This is a genomic window from Teretinema zuelzerae (assembly GCF_021021555.1).
GTDB classification, from domain to species: Bacteria; Spirochaetota; Spirochaetia; order Treponematales; family Treponemataceae; genus Teretinema; species Teretinema zuelzerae.
This window is the reverse complement of record NZ_JAINWA010000001.1, coordinates 1,249,334-1,266,478: the sequence shown is the minus strand read 5'-3', so window position 1 is coordinate 1,266,478 and position 17,145 is coordinate 1,249,334. Positions and strand designations below refer to the sequence as shown.

Here is a 17,145-nt window from a genome sequence, read left to right as displayed (position 1 = left end):
CGCATGAGCCGCATCGTCAGCAGGACGATATTCGTTCTATCTTGGCGCCGAGGGATTTGAGGCGCGTCGTCAGATTTTCGTAGCCCCGCTCGATCTGGTATACGTTGCGGATAACGCTCTCGCCCCGAGCGCATAGCGCTGCGATGACCATAGCCATGCCCGCCCGGACGTCAGGAGATACCAGATCGGATCCGTGAAGGACGCTCGGCCCGGAGACGACGGCTCGATGGGGATCGCACAAGGTAATCCGCGCTCCCATGCCGATCAGCTTATCGACGAAGAACATCCTCGATTCGAACATTTTTTCATGAATGAGAACGGTTCCCTCGACCTGCGTGGCGACGACGGTCATGATGCTTGTGAGATCAGGCGGAAATCCGGGCCAGGGCGCGTCGTCGATTTTCGGGATCATGCCGCCGAGATCGCTGTTGATCTGAAGGTCCTGCTGCGTGGGAACCGTCAGCGTCGTTCCTTCGATGTTCCAGCGGATGCCAAGTTTTCCGAAAGCGAGCCTGATCGGCCGCATGTCAGCGGGCTCGATATCGGTGATTGTTATGCTGCCGTGGGTAACGGCGGCGAGGCCTATGAACGAGCCGATTTCCATAAAATCGGGCCCGATCTTATAGTCCGTGCCGGAAAGAGCCTGGACTCCGCTAATGGTGAGAATGTTCGAACCGATTCCGGAGATCTTCGCGCCCATGGAATTGAGCATTTTGCATACATCCTGCACATGGGGCTCGCTGGCCGCGTTGGTAATTATCGTGGTTCCCTCGGCGAGCACGGCCGCCATAACGGCGTTCTCCGTCGCGGTGACGGAAGCTTCGTCGAGAAAAATATCCTGGCCGATGAGTTTGTTCGCAGTGAAGGTGAATTGTCCGTCGATATCCACCCGGGCTCCCAGTTCCGTCAGGGCAAGAAAGTGGGTGTCGAGACGCCTTCTGCCGATGACGTCTCCGCCGGGAGGCGGGAGAACCGCTTTTCCCGAACGTGCAAGCAGCGGGCCCGCGAAGAGGATCGAGGCTCTGATTTTCTTTGAAAGGTCCAGCGGAATATCGTTGCGTTCGACTTTCTGTATGCGCAGGGCGTAGTCGTTCGCTCCGATGTTTTCGACTTCTCCTCCGAGCGCGGCGAAGATCTCGAGCATAACGTGCATGTCTTCGATGTCCGGGAGGTTTCTGAGGATTACTCTCTCCTCTGTAAGGAGGGCCGCGGCGATGCAGGGAAGGGCGGCGTTCTTGTTTCCGCTGGCTTTTATCGTCCCTTTCAGCGGAAACCCGCCTTCGATCAGGTATTGGTACATTGTTATTCTCCCCAGAGTTTTGCGAGTTCGATTAATGTGTTGACCATCGCCGTCATTTGGGACAGCGAGGCCCATTCGGTGCGCGAATGATAGTTATGCCCGCCGGTAAAGATGTTCGGCGTCGGGATGCCCATTTCAGTGAGCCTGGAACCGTCGGTTCCTCCCCGGATCGGTTTGTGGACGGGCGTCACTCCGGCTCTCTCGACCGCCGAATTGAGCAGTTCGAGAATTCTCGGATTTTGATCGAGCTTTTCTTTCATGTTTTTATATTGGCACAGCGTTTTGACCGACACCGTAGAACCGGGATAGCGCGCTTCGGCGGCCTTAGCGAACACTTCGATCCGCTTAAGCCTATTTTCCATTCCTTCCGCGGAAAAGTCTCTGAGATAGACGGTCAATTCGGCTTTTTCGGCCCCGCCGTGGAGCTCCAGCGGACAGAAATATCCGCCGTATCCGTCTGTCGTTTCCGGCGCTTCCGCCGATGGAAGATCAGAGATGAAATTCGAGGCCATGGTGAGCGCGTTAATCATTTTTCCGCGCGCTGATCCGAGGTGCGCCGCCTTTCCGGTAAAGACAATATCCGCTCTCCATGCGTTGAAGCACTCCGATTCCACCTCGCCGAGCTGGCCTCCGTCTACCGTGTAGAATGCTTTCGATTTCAGCTTGGAGAGGTCGATGCGGTCCATTCCGTGACCGGTTTCTTCGTCCGGACTGAATAGGATCTCTATGGTACCGTGTTGAATTTCCTTGTTTGATAGAAGCACTTCCGCCAGAGTCATGATCCCCGCGATGCCTGCCTTGTCGTCGGCTCCCAGAAGCGTCGTTCCATCCGAAGTGATAATCGTATCGCCGATGCAGCCTGCCAGATCGCGATCGCTCGCCGGATCAATGGAAAATCCGTTGTGTAAAAGGATCGGCGCGCCGTTCCATCCGCGGTGGACCAGCGGCTTAACGTTGTCTCCCGGGGCGTCGCTTGCCGTATCCATATGCGCGCATAGTCCGAAGGAAGGAAGATTCTCCTTCCCCGCAGAGGCCGGGATCACCGCATGTACATAATAGAAATCGTCGAGATGGACGTTTTCCGCTCCGATATTCTCCAGTTCCTCCGCGAGCGTTCGCGCGAAGGCTTTTTGATTATCAGTCGAGGGAAAAACGCCCGCTTCCGCCGAGGCGCTGCTGCTCTGTGTTCCGATCGCCGCGTATGTTACGAAACGCTCAAGGAGTCGTTCCTGAAATGATGTGCTGTGCATAGTCCGAATCAGAGTACGATATTTGAATCCGCCCGTCAACTTGCCGTTTTGATGCTAAAAGAGTACCATATACATATGACTTCTTTGCCTTCCTACCCTAATTTCGCCCCTCTTTCCCTCGAAATGGCGCGCGAATTGCTCCCTCATTTAGTAAAGCTCCCCGACGGCGTCTCGGAATACACATTTGCCGGTTTGTATCTATTTCGGCATAGGTACGGGTATAAAGCGTCGTTAAAAGACGAAGTGCTGATTATATCCGGCGAACGGGATGGTAAGCGTTTTTTTATCACTCCATGTTGTAAAACCGGCATCGAAATCGTGAACGAATTGTTTCAGGATCACGATTTGTGGAAGCTCATATCTCCGGCTTTCCTGGAAAAGAACCGCGATATGCTCGCCTCTGCCGGCCTGGTTCCCGAGCAGGATAGGGATAATTTCGATTATCTCTATCTCAGAACGGATCTGGCGACCCTTTCGGGAAAGCGGTTTCACAAGAAGCGGAATCACGTAAACGCTTTCGAGAATACGTATCCCGTGTTTTCGCTGAAACCTCTCGATTTCTCTACAAGAGACGACGCCCGCGCCGTCCTGGAGTCCTGGGTCTCGCACGAAGCCCTTCCCGAGGAGACCGATTATCAAGCGGCGGCGGAAGCGCTGGATCTTATGGAACACTTTTCGATGTCGGGTCTTGTGCTGTACGTCGATTCTGAACCGGTGGCCTGGACCATGGCTGAGCTGGTCGCAGACGGAAAAATAGCGGCCGTCCATTTCGAAAAGGCCCGGATCGAATACCGCGGTTCCTATCAATATATCAATTACGCATTCGCCCGATCGCTTCCCGAAACCGTCGAGTTCATTAATCGCGAACAGGATTTGGGCGACGAGGGAATGCGCCAGGCTAAAATGACGTATCGGCCCTGCGGCTTCGTGGAAAAATATCGGCTGGAGAAGCACGCGCAATGAACACTCTCTGGTCTCTGCTCTGGCTTCTTGTGTATCTGGGCGCGGGTTTTGCCGTCGCGAGGCTGCGCGTTCTTCAGTGGTCTTCCGCTATCTCCCGAATCTTTACTCTATTGCTCTGGCTTCTTCTTTTTTCGATGGGATTGCGCCTCGGGCAAAGCCGCGAAATACTGGATCAGCTTTCCCTGATCGGTCTTCTATCCGTTTCTTCTGCCGTTCTCGCCAGCGCCGGCACCGTCGCCGCCCACCTTTTCGCGAAGCCTCTGTACGAAAAATTCGACCCGCAGGGAGAGTCCCCGTCCGTCGATCCGGGCTCAGTCGGCGACTCTTTCGCATTTTCGCGGGCGAACCGGAGAAACAAGCTTCTGCGGCTCTTGCTCAATCTTCGGCAGCCCGGCTGGCTGCTTGCGTTAGTGCTGTGCGGCGTAGCCGCCGGCCTTGCTCTCCCCTCGATTCAAATTCTGCATGACGGAAGCATCGCTTCCTGGCTTTTATACGGACTATTATTCTGCATCGGCATTCAAATGGCCGGGGCCGGCGCGGACCTGAAAAAAAGCTTTTCAAATCCCTCTGTGCTGGTCCTGCCGATAGTGACGATTGCCGGAACTCTTGCCGGCTCGCTCGCTCTTGTGCCGTTGTTCGGCCTGTCTCCCGGCAGAGCGTTGGCTCTGGGCGGCGGTTTCGGCTGGTACAGCCTTTCGGGCGTTTTAATCGCGGATCTGGGCGATCCTCTTCTGGGAGCCGCGGCCTTTTTATCGAATCTGGCGCGCGAAACCATCGCTTTCGTCGCCATACCGCTCTTGCGGTTGACTGGAAGAAAGGAAAGCGGCATCGGCGTCGCGGGAGCTACGAGCATGGATGTCACGTTGCCGGTGATTGAAGAAATCTGGGGACCTTCCAGCGTTCCCTCCGCCGTCATCCACGGAGTCGTTTTAAGCTTTCTTGTGCCGTTTTTAGTCCCTTTCTTCATGAGTTTCTAGTATAATCGCAGTAGACTCTTTGTTTTGTAACCGAGTTCCGGGAGGTTGTGATGGAATTGGTCAGTACCCGCAATGCTGAAAAGAAAGTCAGTTTTAGAAATGCGGTTCTTGATTGTATACCCCAGGACGGCGGCTTGTTTGTTCCCGCCCGGGAAGAAGATCTTCGGCCCTGGGTCTTATATATGGATGAAAATACCAAATTCTCGTCGATCGCCGGCACCTTGACGTCTGCTTTGTTGAAGGAAGAGTTCAGCCCGGTCGTATCGGAGCGAATCGCCGCCGCCGCCTTCGATTTGTACAGTCCTGAATTACGGCAATTGGACGAAAGAACCTATTCCCTCGAGCTGTATCACGGACCGACGGGAAGCCATAAAGACTTCGGTCTGCTCTGGTTCGCCTCCGCTCTTGAGCATATTTTAACAATGGAAGATCGCACCTCCGTGGTTATGGCCGCGACATCGGGTTTGGGCGGCAGGAGCATGGCGGCCGCCTTCGCCGGAAAAAAACGGCTGAAGATGATTTTGGTGTTTCCAAAGGGTTCGCTCGTAGGACTCGATCCTTCCGTCCTTGCATGGAACGGCGGAAACATACTTCCCGTCGAAGTGGACGGAGACCTGCTCGATGCCAAGAATCTGGTGCGCGACATGTACAAAGACCGGAGCATCGTGGAAAAATACGGACTCACGCTGGCGAATACGATGAATATCGGCCGGCTGCTCCCCCAGGTGTTCTTCTACATGTTCGCCTTCACCCGGCTGAGGCGAAAGGTTCGCGGCGATATTTTTTATGCCGTTCCTTCCGGAAATTACGGAAACCTCGTCGCGGGTTTATACGCGTGGAAGTTTTCGCTGCCGGTGAACGGCTTTATCACCGACGCGACCGCGGGCCTTTCCTGCGACGCAACCGGCCGCTGTTCCTGTCTCGATTCGATGGTTCCCCTCATGCGGCGCGGACCGGCCGATCCCGCAAGCCCGTCGAATCTCGAACGGCTTGAACAGGTTTTCGAGGTTAATCCGCTCATGCTTAGGGGTTTGGTTTTTCCGGCCGAAGTAAAGCCGGATGCTATCTCCGGCCTGATGTTCGACGCGTGGAAAAAGTACGGCGTAATGCTGGACAGCGCGACTGCCGCGGCCTACGGCGCTTCTTTCGGAATGCAGGATAGAATCAACTCTGACGAGGGAACCGTGGTTCTCGTGTCGAAGGATCACCCTGCGTTCGAGTCGGACAAATTGCGGGTTGCCTGCGGCCAGTCTCCGGAACAGCCGGAATTTCTGAAGCTTGCGAGGGAACCGATACAAGGCGCGCGTCTTATTGCCAAAGACAAGTCCGTGCTGGAGTCCATCTTGAAGGACTTTGCCTGATTTTTTTCTGCGATCTGGATTTAGATTAACCTTGCGATGGATAGGTAAAAGTTTTATAATGACGCTCGAAACTAATAGGGGGATCCCATGTCTTATAAACTGGACGGAGCGAAATTCGACACCATCGAAGAATTAGTGGAGGCGCTATACCCCCTGTATTCCGACAAGATGTCTGAAGAAGAATTTAAAAAGTACGCAGAAGAAAACTCGGTTCAAACCTGATTTTTCTCGTTCCACACATTGAAGCACCCTGGCCGCTTGCAAAGCCGGCAGGGTGCTTTTTTTTTACGTTATTTCTTGGGTTTCTTCGTTTCAGCCCCGACGCTTTTCGAAGCGGGTTCCGTTTTTGATGCTTTTTTTCTATCGACGGTTGTTGCGGACTTTTTATCAGTCTTGGCGGTTTTCGGGGCGGCCTTTTTCGCGGTTTTTTCCGATTTGCCCGCCGGCTTTTTCGTCATCTCGGCTTTTATTTCCGGAAGCGGAAAGAACGACGTTTTATATCCGGATTCTGAGATCATGTCCTGCGCTGAGGCATAGTTCTTCTTGACCTCGGCAGTTTTCAGCGGTTTCGAATCCTGATCGCGAATCGTGCCGATGAGCGCAAGGCTCGCAATGAGATCGATGATCGATTCGGCGCGTTCCTTGTTAAACCACTGTATTCCGTCCCATTCATGAACTCCGGCCAAAGCGCCTGCTTCCGGATGCGCGAAGACAAGAGCCGCGTAATCCTTGCATCCCATTTTCTTGCCCGTTTTACGTTCGTTGAAAATCAGCGCGGTTTTTTTCATGATTCCGAGTACTTCTTCGGTTTTCCCGTCGCCTATTCCCGAATCCGTAAAGATATCGGCGATTTTGCGGTCGAGGCTCCACAGGTCGACTATGTCGGCCAGAGCGGTTCCGTTGCCCGGAGGAATCGTCAAATGCCTGAGCCCCGCGCAAAGGGCGGCGGCGGCAAGATCCAAAGCGCGTATGCCACCGTCGAATATGCGTTTCGGCGGGAAGGCCTCGTTTTTGTTCTCGCTGATTTCGGCGTGAATCGTCGCAAGGGCTTCAATGCTGTCGAGGAATTTTCCGGCAGTTTTCGTAATTTCAATTGAATCCGCGATCTTTTTTCCTTCGACGATCGGCGCTGTTTCCGCTCTTGTTTTAAGAAAATCCGCGGCAACCCGGTAGAAATTTTCCGCAGGCTTTTTCCATGTTTCTGCAAGAAACTCTTTCAGTTCTTTCGAGATTCCTTCGGACTTCGCGGTCGAGAAAAGGTTCTTGATCGAGTCGATATTTTCTGTGCTGAATACGCGTTGAAGAGCGTCGTAGAGATCCTTCAGGAAAATATTCTTGATTCCCATCTGAATGTCGCGTACGCCCTTTCCTCCGAGCGAGTCGTAGAGAGCCCGGTAGTGGCCCCATTCGTTGTCGTCTATCTCATGTATGTTGACGAATACCTGCGTCTGGAAGCCCTGCAGCGACGCATAAAGCCCTGCAGACGCGATTTCCTCGGTGGTTCGCAAATACCATAATCCTGAACGCTGTTCCTGCATGATGCAGAATCTATCGCGCTTTACCTGGAGTCCGAGCCCTTCCGCCAGCGTTTTCTGGACCAGGGTTTTCGATCCGTCCGGATTCTTTACCGCGGAAGGAACCGATACGCGGACCCATCCGCTTGTTTGGCCGTACACGTTGTTGAACATGATGAGGGCCCGTTCATCTCCGCGCCTGTTCGACCATGCGAAGACGTTTTCGTTGATCCTGCCGTTCTCGTAAAAATCGTAGAGGCAGAAATGCTCCACGCCCGCGAACAGATATCGTTTTTTCATGAGGGGGAATATTTCATGACGGTGTCTGTTTAGCAGATCTTCGTCCGGCGTTTCGTCCCGATACGCCTTGCGGTACTCCATTCCGTATTTTTCCTCGAAGCCTTCGACCTGTCCGTGCCCGAACATGGGGAGTCCGGGCATCGCGACCATCATGGTGCATACGCCGAAGTATTTGTCTCCCTTGCCGAACTGGGTCACCGCCGTTTCCTCGTCCGGGTTGTTCATGAAATTTACGTACCGCTTGAGAATTTCAGGATCGAATTCGATCGTATTCTTTATCGTGGCGCGGTACTTCGCGTTGTCCTCTCTTTTTAGCATGTTCATGAAGGCCGAGTTGTATACGCGGTGCATTCCGAGGGTGCGGACGAAATATCCTTCCATCATCCAGAACGCTTCGGCAAGGAGCAGCGTATCCGGTATCTCCCTGGCGCACCGGTCCACCACCTCGCGCCAGAACTCCTCGGGAATCCGTTTTTCGAATTCCTCCCTTCCGATGGCGAATCTTGAGCGGCTCGCGATGTCCCCTCCCGCTCCCGGCTCCGGATACCACAGTCTCTGTATGTGTTTTTTAGCGAGAACCATCGCGGCGTCGAATCTGATAATAGGAAAATTCCGCGCAACATGGAGAATCTTCTGGATGACCTCTTCTCTCGCCTGGGGATTGAGAAAGTCGATCTGGGCCGTATCGTTCCACGGCATTCCTGTTCCGTCGTTTCCGTGATAGATGTATCTGACGTCCCCGGTCTGGTTGTCGACCCGTTTGAATACAACGGCGCAATCCGATTTCGAGTAGTATTTATTCTCCAGGAATATGCCGACCCTGCCGTCATGGGAAAGGTTTTCTCCCTGAAAGTCGTAGGACGGGTAGGGGCAGTCTCTTGTCTGGACGAAGAGATCCGGTTTTTCGATAACCCATTTCGCGTCCATGCCCGTATGATTCGGCACCATGTCAGAAGCCATCCTGATGCCCCGTTTCCACGCGCGGTGGCGAAGGCTCGAGAGGGCTTCCCATCCCCCAAGCTCAGCGGCTATTTCGTAATCGTCGAGACTGTAGGCGCTGGCGGCCGCTTCCGGGTTTCCGCAAATCTGCTTGATTCTTGCGCTTGCGGGAGATCTCTCCCATAGACCGATGAGCCAGAGTCCGGTGAATCCGGCCGAGGCGAGAAAATCGAGTTCTTCGTCCGGTATCTGGTCCAGTCGGGTTATAGGCCGGTTGTATTTCTTTGTGAGCTGGCTCAGCCACACGAGAACGCTTTTCGCCATAAGCATAACGTTCGGCATCCACTCCCGGTCCGGGCTGAACCGCTCGTATTCCTTGCTGATGTCTCCGAAACTGTAGGGGTCCATGTCGGGAGTTCCCGATCCGACGCCTCCGGACCAGCCGGCCTTTTCCTCTTCGGAAATGAAATCGAGTCCTGAAAGGAGCTTTAAGAGCCAGTCGCCGAGGAGGGCGAACCATCTCGTTCTGATGTAATCGAGCTGTCCCTTGAGGTCGTAGGGCGAATATTCCACGGGAGCCTTGAACATGGAAACGAGGTCTCTTCCTTCCGGACCGAACGGAGGATTCGCGGAAGACCAAGAGCGAAGCACGTCCCAGACTGCTTCATAGTCGGGATTTTTCTTCAGCGCGGAGTCTTCAAACAGCGGGAAGAACGGCGCGAAGGCCGGATTCTCGTTTGCGAGCCGAAGCATCATCATTTCTTCGAGCGCGATCTCCCGGTGGGATATTCCGTCTCCGTCAGCCTTTGCAAGCCATGCGGCGGCATCGTCGTTTCCGTCGTATACTCCGAGAGGAGGAAACTCCGAGGCAAAGGCGGCAAGCAAACCGTCTGCACGATCCTTTCCGATCGCCTTTTCCATAGCGGCGAGCGCGCCGGAGAAGAACGATTTTCTGACGTCTTTTCGATAGAGCCTGCAAATATAATGGAATATTTCGTCTATGAGCCCCATCGCGTTCAACTGGCTCGCCTTCAGGAAGAGCTCGGGACGGTTGCTGCTGTTCATTACCCGGTTATACGTTTTAACGAAGCGATGAACTTCTGTCTGGTTCGTGAAAATCACATTCCCCGAAGAGGCGAAGAGCGACCGGTTAAACTCGCATTTCTTTCTGATTTCTCCCCTGATATGGAATTCCATTACGCGGAAGTCGCCGACTTTCTCTGCGCCGATCGGAAGAACTCGAGTGCGAAAATCCTGTTTCATTGTACCTCTCCTGATGAATGTGATTCTTAACTGCGCTGCTTGGCGATTTCCTTGATTTTCGAGATTAGCTCCCGGTCTCCCAGAAAATGCGAAATTTCGGCGGGAATGCGCCATGTCCAGTTAAAGGCGGTAACGCTTCCCGGTATGTTTATTCTTTCATCGTCCGAATTCCGCGGCGCATAGTATTGAGAAAGAGCGAGCAAATCCTGGAACGGTATGACGAATAGACTCGACTTGGCCGCTGCAATAGTCTTCAAAGCGAAGGACGCCGCGCGGGGAGTGTAGGCGGTCGGATTCGTGCGAATGTCCTCTGCGACGCCGTCGGAGGGATCCGGATTCCATTTGTCGAGGAAGCCGCGCGCTCCGCCCTCGTTTTCCCACCAGCCCCGCATGGTCGAGGAATCGTGAACAGAGGTTGTCGCGACTGACAACTGCGGATAGTCTGCGAGATCGCGGAAGGGCTGGCCGTTTTCATTCCATTTCCGTTCCCAGCGAACAACCTTGAGTCCCAGAATCTTGAGCTTTCCGAGCACCTCCGGCACCGTCTCCGGGATGGTTCCCAGATCTTCCGCGCAGGCGAGCATCTTCACCGACTTCGTCAGGGTTCCCAGCAGTTTTTCCGCATGTTCTTTCCATAACTGTTCGTTTTTCGCGGCCTTGGCGGCGGTCAGCGCGTTGAAGCGTTCCTTATCCCAGTCGGCCAGAGACTTCCATGCGGTGGATTCCCGGAAGAACCAGGCCGGGGCGTATAGCGGTTTTCCCGCAGCGTCTCTTCCCGTAGAAAGGATCATGCGGTCCCGCCAAGACCGGGCGAGAACTTCCTTTACCGGATGCGGGATGTCGGCGTTCCAGATGTCCTGCTCGCAGCGGACGCTGTCCTTGAATAGCCAGAGTTCTTCTTCCCCGATTCTATCCATCAAGACGCGCATGATTCCGTGGCTTCCGAGATAGTCGAAATTATTCACTTCTTCTACAGCCCTCGTCGGGACATGGGGCTCCCGTATCCATCGCAACCGGTCGCCGGTGAAGCCGAGTTCCGCCAGCTCGGCGCTGGCGATGAATTCCTGCGGATTCGACCAGCCCAGGGCGCCGGAGTTTTCTCCGTACGGGATCGACCAGATGCGGAAGAAACCGAGAATGTGATCGATTCTATACGCATGGTAATATCGTTCAGCGTGTCTCAGGCGAGCCTTCCACCAGCTGTAATCGTCGGCCTCTAGATTGTCCCAGTTGTAGATGGGGAAGCCCCAGTTCTGGCCCAGAGGATTGCTTCCGTCGGGAGGGCTTCCTGCGCGCAGGTCGTCGCGGAAAAATTCCGGATTCGCCCAGGCGTCGCACGAATCTTCGTTCATCATGATGGGAATGTCGCCTTTCAGGGCGACGCCGAGTTTTTCGCACTCCTTGACCGCGAGGGTAAACTGTTCGTCCAGACGCATCTGTACCCAGGCGAAGAACAGATGGTCAGCCTTGCGCTTGTCGCTTTTCCATCGGTCCTGAATCTCGGCATGGGTAGGATTCTTCAATTTATCCCAGGCTTTCCAGGAAGCGTCGAAATTGCGTCTTTTCAGGTTCATGAACACCGCGTAAATGACGATCCAGGGGTTGTTCGCGATCCAGTCCGCCAATTCCCGGCTTTCGACGATCTGTTTTTCGTTTTTTTCGAAGATCCGATGGAGGAGATCTATTTTCGCGTTTCGAAGAGTTTTGTAGTCGAACCGCGGCGCCGCGGCATGCGCGGTGCGGAGAGCGGCGATGTCATCCTTGAAGGATTTGGCTTCGGGAAGGTCCTGCAGCCTGATGTACAGGGGGTGCAGGGCGAAGGCCGAGAGTGCGCTGTAGGGCGAGCTTTCCGTGCCTGTATCGTTGACGGGGAGAAGCTGGATGAGGTTCATTCCGGCTTTATTGCAAAACTGTGCAAAGGGTATGAGATCAAGGAACTCGCCGCATCCGACGCTTTCATCGGTTCGTAAGGCTCCAACCGGAATCGCGGTTCCTGTTACGGCTTGAGACATGAAGGGGAATTGCATGGAGGCCTCCGGGATTGATGCTGTGTGCATAAAATGAAAGGCGCGCACGTGATAAGAGTATAAATCAGTTTATCTAAAAAAGAAAGAACAAAGCTTAACCGGTTTACCTGTCGGATTTCCAATGCCAGACCGGCCGGGCCAGCTCGTTTGAAAAGGGCTGCGGGCGGGCAAAGTCTGGGAGCCACTCGGTATCCTCAACCAATTCCTGCATGTACCCGTCTTCGATATCGAGCTCTGAAAGAATTTCGGTTAATCGTTCGTACTCGTTTTGTTGGATGAGCCGGTTCGGGAATGCGTCTATGGTTTGATTTTTCGGATTAGCCTTGACGGGGGTGTACTGTGTCATCAGGGAAAGCACTGCCCTTCCTTTCAGATGTTCGGCAAACCATTTGAGCACCAGTTCCGTATCTGCAAGTTTTCCTGGAATCGCCAGATGGCGGACGATGACCCCGGAAAGCAGCTTCCCCTGGGGATACCCGCCTTCTCCTGCAGCTGTTTTCTTCAACGGAGAGAGTTCTACCATTTTTCTGATTGCCTTTTTTGCCGTAGACGGATAATCGGCCGCTTGGAATACCGATTCGGAAAGAAGTGGGTTCAGTGTTTTTAGATCCGGCATCCATCCGTCGACGAGCCCCTTCAAGAGTTCAATCGCTTCTTCGGTTTCGTATGCCGATGTGTTCCAGAGCACCGGAACGGCAAGCCCTTTGTTTTTCGCGAGCCGCAAGCCGGTCGCTATTCCCGGAATAGCGTGGCTGCCTGTCACGATATTGATGTTTTCCGCTCCTTCGCGTTCAAGGAGGAGGCAGAGCTCCGCGAATTCGTCCCGCGTTACGACCCTCCCCATGCCTTCCTGGGAAATCTGGTAGTTTTGGCAAAAAGCGCAACGCAGATTGCATCCGGTGATGAATATCGTTCCGGAACCGTTTTTGCCGGTTATCGGAGGCTCTTCGCCGAAGTGAAATCCTGCCCAGGCGACCCTAATATCGGCTGTTTCGCCGCAAAATCCCGTTTCTCCTGAATTTCGGTCGATACCGCAGTTTCTGGGGCATAATGTGCATGACTCGTATTCTTTTTCCATCGGATGGGAAGTATAGCAGGGGGTTTTAAAATAAAAAAGCCGGTCTCTCACCGGCTTGTGATGGCCTTAATTACCCCATCGGGGCTGTCCGTGCTGAACTTCGGCCAATCTATGTCTTCCTGCTCAAGCGTCGCGCGCAGGCGGGAATCTGTCACTGTGCGCCGGACCAAATCCGGCAAAAACTGTCAGGCGGAGTATCCATATGGCCCCCTTTTGCGTAAAAACCCGTTGTTGTCATCGGCTGTCCCATCCGGAAGCTCTCCGATGTCCGTCTATGGTTGTCCGGGGATCGTCTCCTGTCGATCATTTCCCTACACCCCAAATATCGTAGCAGACTCTTTGGTTGTCAAGAAAATCGCGACAGAAGAATTGTAAAATGATCAAGCCTTGCCGCGGTCTACGATGACCGTCAAAATTTCCGTCAGGACCTGTATGTCCAGATCGTCTGCTTCTGCGGATACGATTTCGCGTATGGATTCCCAGTCTTCGTCGGGAAAGTCCATGGCCGGTTCGAAACAGCCGGAAAGGAGGCAGTATGCATGAACAAGCCAGTCAGCGGCGGGTTTTCTCATTTCCGGCTGAGCAAGAGAAGGGCCGTAGCGTTCGGTCCAATAATCGGAGAGGGCCTCTCCCAGATTTCCGAAATCGCGGGCGTTGATCTGAAAGAGACGGGACATTTCCCGTGCAAGAGCTCCGGGAGTCATCGCGCCGGGCGCGGCCGCGCGCGAGAGAAGGCGATCAAGGTCTGAGTTGAATTTGTCGGTGTCTGTCATCCGATTATTGTACACAAAAACCTTGACTTTTCCTATGATCGAACGTAAACTGGCACTATGAACCTGAAAACCGTGTTGACTACTGATACAGTCAATCTGCACCTCAAAGGAACCTCCAAAGAGGCGATCATCGATGAGCTGCTTGATGTCCTTGTCCAGGCAGGAAAAGTGAAAGATAAGGCTGCCGCTCGTGCATGCGTACTCGACCGTGAACGGAAAATGTCCACCGGTATGAAGCATGGTATCGCAATTCCCCATGGCAAGACTGACTCGGTTGACGATTTGGTTGCCTGCATGGGCATCTCCGAAACTCCCGTGGATTTTGATTCGCTGGATCAGGAACCGTGCAGAATATTTATTATGACTCTTTCTCCGGTAGATAAGACCGGTCCCCATTTGCAATTCCTGGCGGAAGTGAGCCTTCTGTTCAAGAGCGCCGAGAAGCGGCAGGAGATCCTCAAGACGACCGATAAGTCAGAGGTAATCCGCATTCTTACCGAATAGTTCCGAAAGGGACGCGTTATGCCGGCGAATAGTCCGGCTCTGGAGGACCCGTCAGGGTCCTTTTTTTTTAAACTCGGGTGCTGGAATACAACGTCCGTTCCCGACGGAGAGAATGTTCAATATTCATGGATAGGAGAGAAATATGAAGGCAGAAGCACTGTTCACCGTGGACGGCTTATATATCCGCGACAGGTTCGGCAGAGTGGTTCTGCCGCGGGGATGCAATCTGGGCGGGGACAGCAAGATTCCCTTCGCTCCGCCGGGAAACCCCCTCGACTACGATGTGTCTTTCGTGGGCAGGCCTTTCCCCGAACAAGATGCGGCTGATCATTTTGCCCGTCTTGCCGAGTGGGGATTTACCTTCCTTCGATTCGTCGTTACCTGGGAAGCGGTTGAACACGCGGGACCCGGAGTCTACGACGAAGAGTATCTCTCCTATGTACGGGCTATCCTGAAAAAAGCTGAAGAATTCGGAATATCGGTATTCATCGATCCCCATCAGGATGTGTGGAGCCGCTGGACCGGAGGCGACGGAGCCCCTGCCTGGACTCTCGAGGCTGCCGGCTTCGACCTGTCCCGCATCGCACAAACGGGGGCCGCGTTCACTGTTCAATCTCAGGGGGCGGATTACCGGCCGATGTCCTGGGGCATGAATTACCTGCGATACGCAAACGCGACCATGTGGACCCTGTTCTTCGGCGGAAACGCGTTTGCCCCCGGCCGGTATATTATGGGCGTCCCAGCTCAGGAATGGCTGCAGTCTCATTTCATAGACGCTATGAATCATACGGCCCGCAGGCTCAAGGACTGCGCGGCGATAGTCGGCTTCGGCACCTTGAACGAACCGCACATGGGATACATCGGATTGAAGGATTTGGCCTCGCATCAACGCGTTACCGCTTCAGGCGGCGCCGTCCCTTCGGCGCTCGATACAATGGCCTCCGCTTCGGGCTTTTCGCGCAATGTCCGCCGGGTCGCGATGGCCGGGGCTCTGCCGCAAAAGGGTCTGGAAACCCTGAATCCTGACGGCGTCTCGCTCTTTCGCGAGGGATTCGGCTGTCCCTGGATGGAAGCAGGGGTATGGGGAATCGAAAACGGGGAACCGGTTGCAAAGAAAAACTCCTGGTTCTCCACCGCTCCCGACGGCCGTTCGTACGATTTCGCGCAGGATTTCCTGAAGCCTTTCCAGCTCAGGTACATGGAAACGCTTTCTAAAAAACACGAACACTATATCTTTTTCATCGAAGGCGTGCCGATGGGGAACAGGTCTCGATGGATGTCCGGAGAGGCTGTGCGAAAAGACGGAAAGCCGTTTGCGATGGTCGAGGCTTTTCACTGGTACGACGGACTTACTCTGCTTTTCAAAAAATGGCGGCCCTGGCTTATGGCGGACGGAGAAACCGGAAAAGTCAGCGTAGGTCCGCGCAAGGCGGTCGAAAGCGTGATGAATCAAATCGATCGCATGGCCTCGTATCCGCGTTCTGAGGGGATTCCCGCGTTGCTGGGCGAGTTCGGCGTTCAATTCGATCTCGACGGAGGAAAGTCTTTTAAAACGGGGGACTGGTCGGCTCAGGAAGAAGCTCTCGGCGTGTATTACGACGCGGTCGATGCATCGCTTCTTCCGTCCACTATCTGGAATTATTCCGCTTCCAACACGAATGAAGCCGGGGACGGCTGGAATACGGAGGATCTTTCTTTGTATTCGATTTCCCAGGGCGGAGGCCGGGCGGTTAAGGGGTTCTGCCGGCCCTACGCGATGGCCGTTGCCGGCGTTCCGGCGAAAATGCGTTTCGACAGAAAGAAGCGCGAGTTCGTTTTTGAATGGGACGCCGTTCCGGCAGACGGGGAAGCTGGAATCACCGAAATCTATGTTCCGAAGGCGTGGTATTCAGACGGTTGGAAGTCCGATTTCAAGGGCGAATCTGCCGTGGTTGAAGAGCGGCCTGAAGCGAATCGCCTCTTCGTTACGGTAAAAAATCCGGGAAGGGCACGCGTTGTCGTTACGCCTGCCGGGAAAGAAGGCAGAGCGTAGCGGTTTTATCCGTTTTTTTCAGTTGCCGGATTTAAGGCGCACGTTGCCTTTTTTGTCCACTGAATAGCGGCCGGCAACTTCGCGGGCGAAGGTCTTTTCGAGGCCTTCCTTGTAAGCCATGATCCGGGAAATGTAGTCCAGCGTGCGTTTCGGCGTGTTGTCGTTCCTGACTTTCGTCGTTCCGGCGTTATACATCGCGAGGGCCGCTACTTCGTTTCCCGAAAGATCGATGCAGTAGCGGAGGTGCGAAAGTCCGAATTTCGCATTAGTCGCCGCGTTGAAAAAGTCTTTTTCCGTCAACTTCGGAAAGGCCTTGTTGTTCAGCTGAAACAGACCCCGGTCTATGGAAGCAGCGTTTTTGTTCACTGCCCTGGGAGTGTAGCGGCTTTCCTCCCAGGCCAGGGCGAATGCGAGCGGCGGGTCGATGCTGTTTTTGCTTGCGTTCTCGAGAATAATCCTCGCCATCTCTTCGTTTTTCGTGATATGAGAATAAAACCACAGAACGTCCGCTCTCGAGATTTCCGATTGATAGAGGGGAAGGCCGAGTTCTTCTTCTCGACCGGTGTTTATCGCCGATTGATGAAAAAACTCAGGTCCCGCCACGGATGCGAGGTCCGGTTCGTTCGCGATTTCCTGAAAAGTCGTCGCAAGAGAGAAAAAACGGGAAAACAGGAATCTTCCTGAGAGAACGAGAAGTCCGAATATAAACATCGCAAGAAAGATTTTTCCGGGAAAATGCGATGTTGTTGCGTTCTTTTGCGTCATATGCGAAATACTCCGTCGTTTTCGAATTACCACGGAATATACTGGCTGAGGTGTAGGAGTTCAAGTCCCGAATGCGACGATTCAGTTGAAAAACAGCTT

General features: G+C 54.0%; 13 protein-coding genes. 6 read left to right on the top strand and 7 right to left on the bottom strand.

Translation table 11 applies throughout. The features are described from left to right. Positions 1-16: 16 nt before the first annotated feature. Entirely contained in the window at positions 17-1,300 is a 1,284-nt protein-coding gene (gene murA / locus K7J14_RS05710) for a UDP-N-acetylglucosamine 1-carboxyvinyltransferase (RefSeq protein ID WP_230754200.1), read from the bottom strand. 2 nt (positions 1,301-1,302) lie between these two features. Beyond that, the gene (pepT, locus tag K7J14_RS05705) at positions 1,303-2,550 is read right to left on the bottom strand and encodes a peptidase T (RefSeq protein ID WP_230754198.1); all 1,248 of its coding nucleotides are present in this window, start codon (positions 2,548-2,550) and stop codon (positions 1,303-1,305) included. A 75-nt stretch (positions 2,551-2,625) separates the two neighbouring features. Between pepT and K7J14_RS05700 the strand changes: the two genes are divergently transcribed. The 4 genes from K7J14_RS05700 to K7J14_RS16100 all read left to right on the top strand — a co-directional run bounded on the left by K7J14_RS05700 (position 2,626) and on the right by K7J14_RS16100 (position 6,073). Beyond that, complete coding sequence (locus K7J14_RS05700) at positions 2,626-3,513, top strand: DUF2156 domain-containing protein (protein ID WP_230754196.1); 888 nt, start codon at positions 2,626-2,628, stop codon at positions 3,511-3,513. Further along, complete coding sequence (locus K7J14_RS05695; RefSeq protein ID WP_230754194.1) at positions 3,510-4,490, top strand: lysine exporter LysO family protein; 981 nt, start codon at positions 3,510-3,512, stop codon at positions 4,488-4,490. Before K7J14_RS05700 ends, K7J14_RS05695 begins: the two co-directional genes overlap by 4 nt. A 50-nt stretch (positions 4,491-4,540) precedes the next feature. Beyond that, positions 4,541-5,851, top strand: a complete 1,311-nt coding sequence (locus K7J14_RS05690) for a PALP domain-containing protein (RefSeq protein ID WP_230754192.1) — start codon at positions 4,541-4,543, stop codon at positions 5,849-5,851. Positions 5,852-5,938: 87 nt separating this feature from the next. Next, on the top strand, positions 5,939-6,073 hold the full coding sequence (locus tag K7J14_RS16100) for a hypothetical protein (RefSeq protein ID WP_269062385.1): 135 nt from the start codon (positions 5,939-5,941) through the stop codon (positions 6,071-6,073). Positions 6,074-6,141: 68 nt separating this feature from the next. Here K7J14_RS16100 and K7J14_RS05685 read toward each other — a convergent pair whose 3' ends face one another. From K7J14_RS05685 to K7J14_RS05670, 4 genes are all read right to left on the bottom strand, one after another. After that, the gene (locus tag K7J14_RS05685) at positions 6,142-9,867 is read right to left on the bottom strand and encodes an alpha-amylase family glycosyl hydrolase (protein ID WP_230754189.1); all 3,726 of its coding nucleotides are present in this window, start codon (positions 9,865-9,867) and stop codon (positions 6,142-6,144) included. 26 nt (positions 9,868-9,893) lie between these two features. Next, complete coding sequence (locus K7J14_RS05680) at positions 9,894-11,894, bottom strand: 4-alpha-glucanotransferase (RefSeq protein WP_230754187.1); 2,001 nt, start codon at positions 11,892-11,894, stop codon at positions 9,894-9,896. Between the two features lie 103 nt (positions 11,895-11,997). After that, positions 11,998-12,972, bottom strand: a complete 975-nt coding sequence (locus K7J14_RS05675; protein WP_230754185.1) for a radical SAM protein — start codon at positions 12,970-12,972, stop codon at positions 11,998-12,000. A 380-nt stretch (positions 12,973-13,352) separates the two neighbouring features. Continuing rightward, complete coding sequence (locus K7J14_RS05670) at positions 13,353-13,745, bottom strand: hypothetical protein (protein WP_230754183.1); 393 nt, start codon at positions 13,743-13,745, stop codon at positions 13,353-13,355. A 57-nt stretch (positions 13,746-13,802) separates the two neighbouring features. On the opposite strand from K7J14_RS05670, the gene K7J14_RS05665 reads away from it, so the two are divergent. Together K7J14_RS05665 and K7J14_RS05660 are read left to right on the top strand one after the other, a co-directional pair. Further along, on the top strand, positions 13,803-14,249 hold the full coding sequence (locus K7J14_RS05665) for a PTS sugar transporter subunit IIA (protein ID WP_230754182.1): 447 nt from the start codon (positions 13,803-13,805) through the stop codon (positions 14,247-14,249). Positions 14,250-14,391: 142 nt separating this feature from the next. Continuing rightward, positions 14,392-16,281 (top strand): glycoside hydrolase family 5 protein, encoded by a 1,890-nt coding sequence (locus tag K7J14_RS05660; protein WP_230754180.1) that lies wholly within the window; start codon positions 14,392-14,394, stop codon positions 16,279-16,281. Between the two features lie 18 nt (positions 16,282-16,299). Here K7J14_RS05660 and K7J14_RS05655 read toward each other — a convergent pair whose 3' ends face one another. Further along, entirely contained in the window at positions 16,300-17,046 is a 747-nt protein-coding gene (locus K7J14_RS05655; RefSeq protein WP_230754178.1) for a transglycosylase SLT domain-containing protein, read from the bottom strand. Positions 17,047-17,145: the final 99 nt, after the last annotated feature.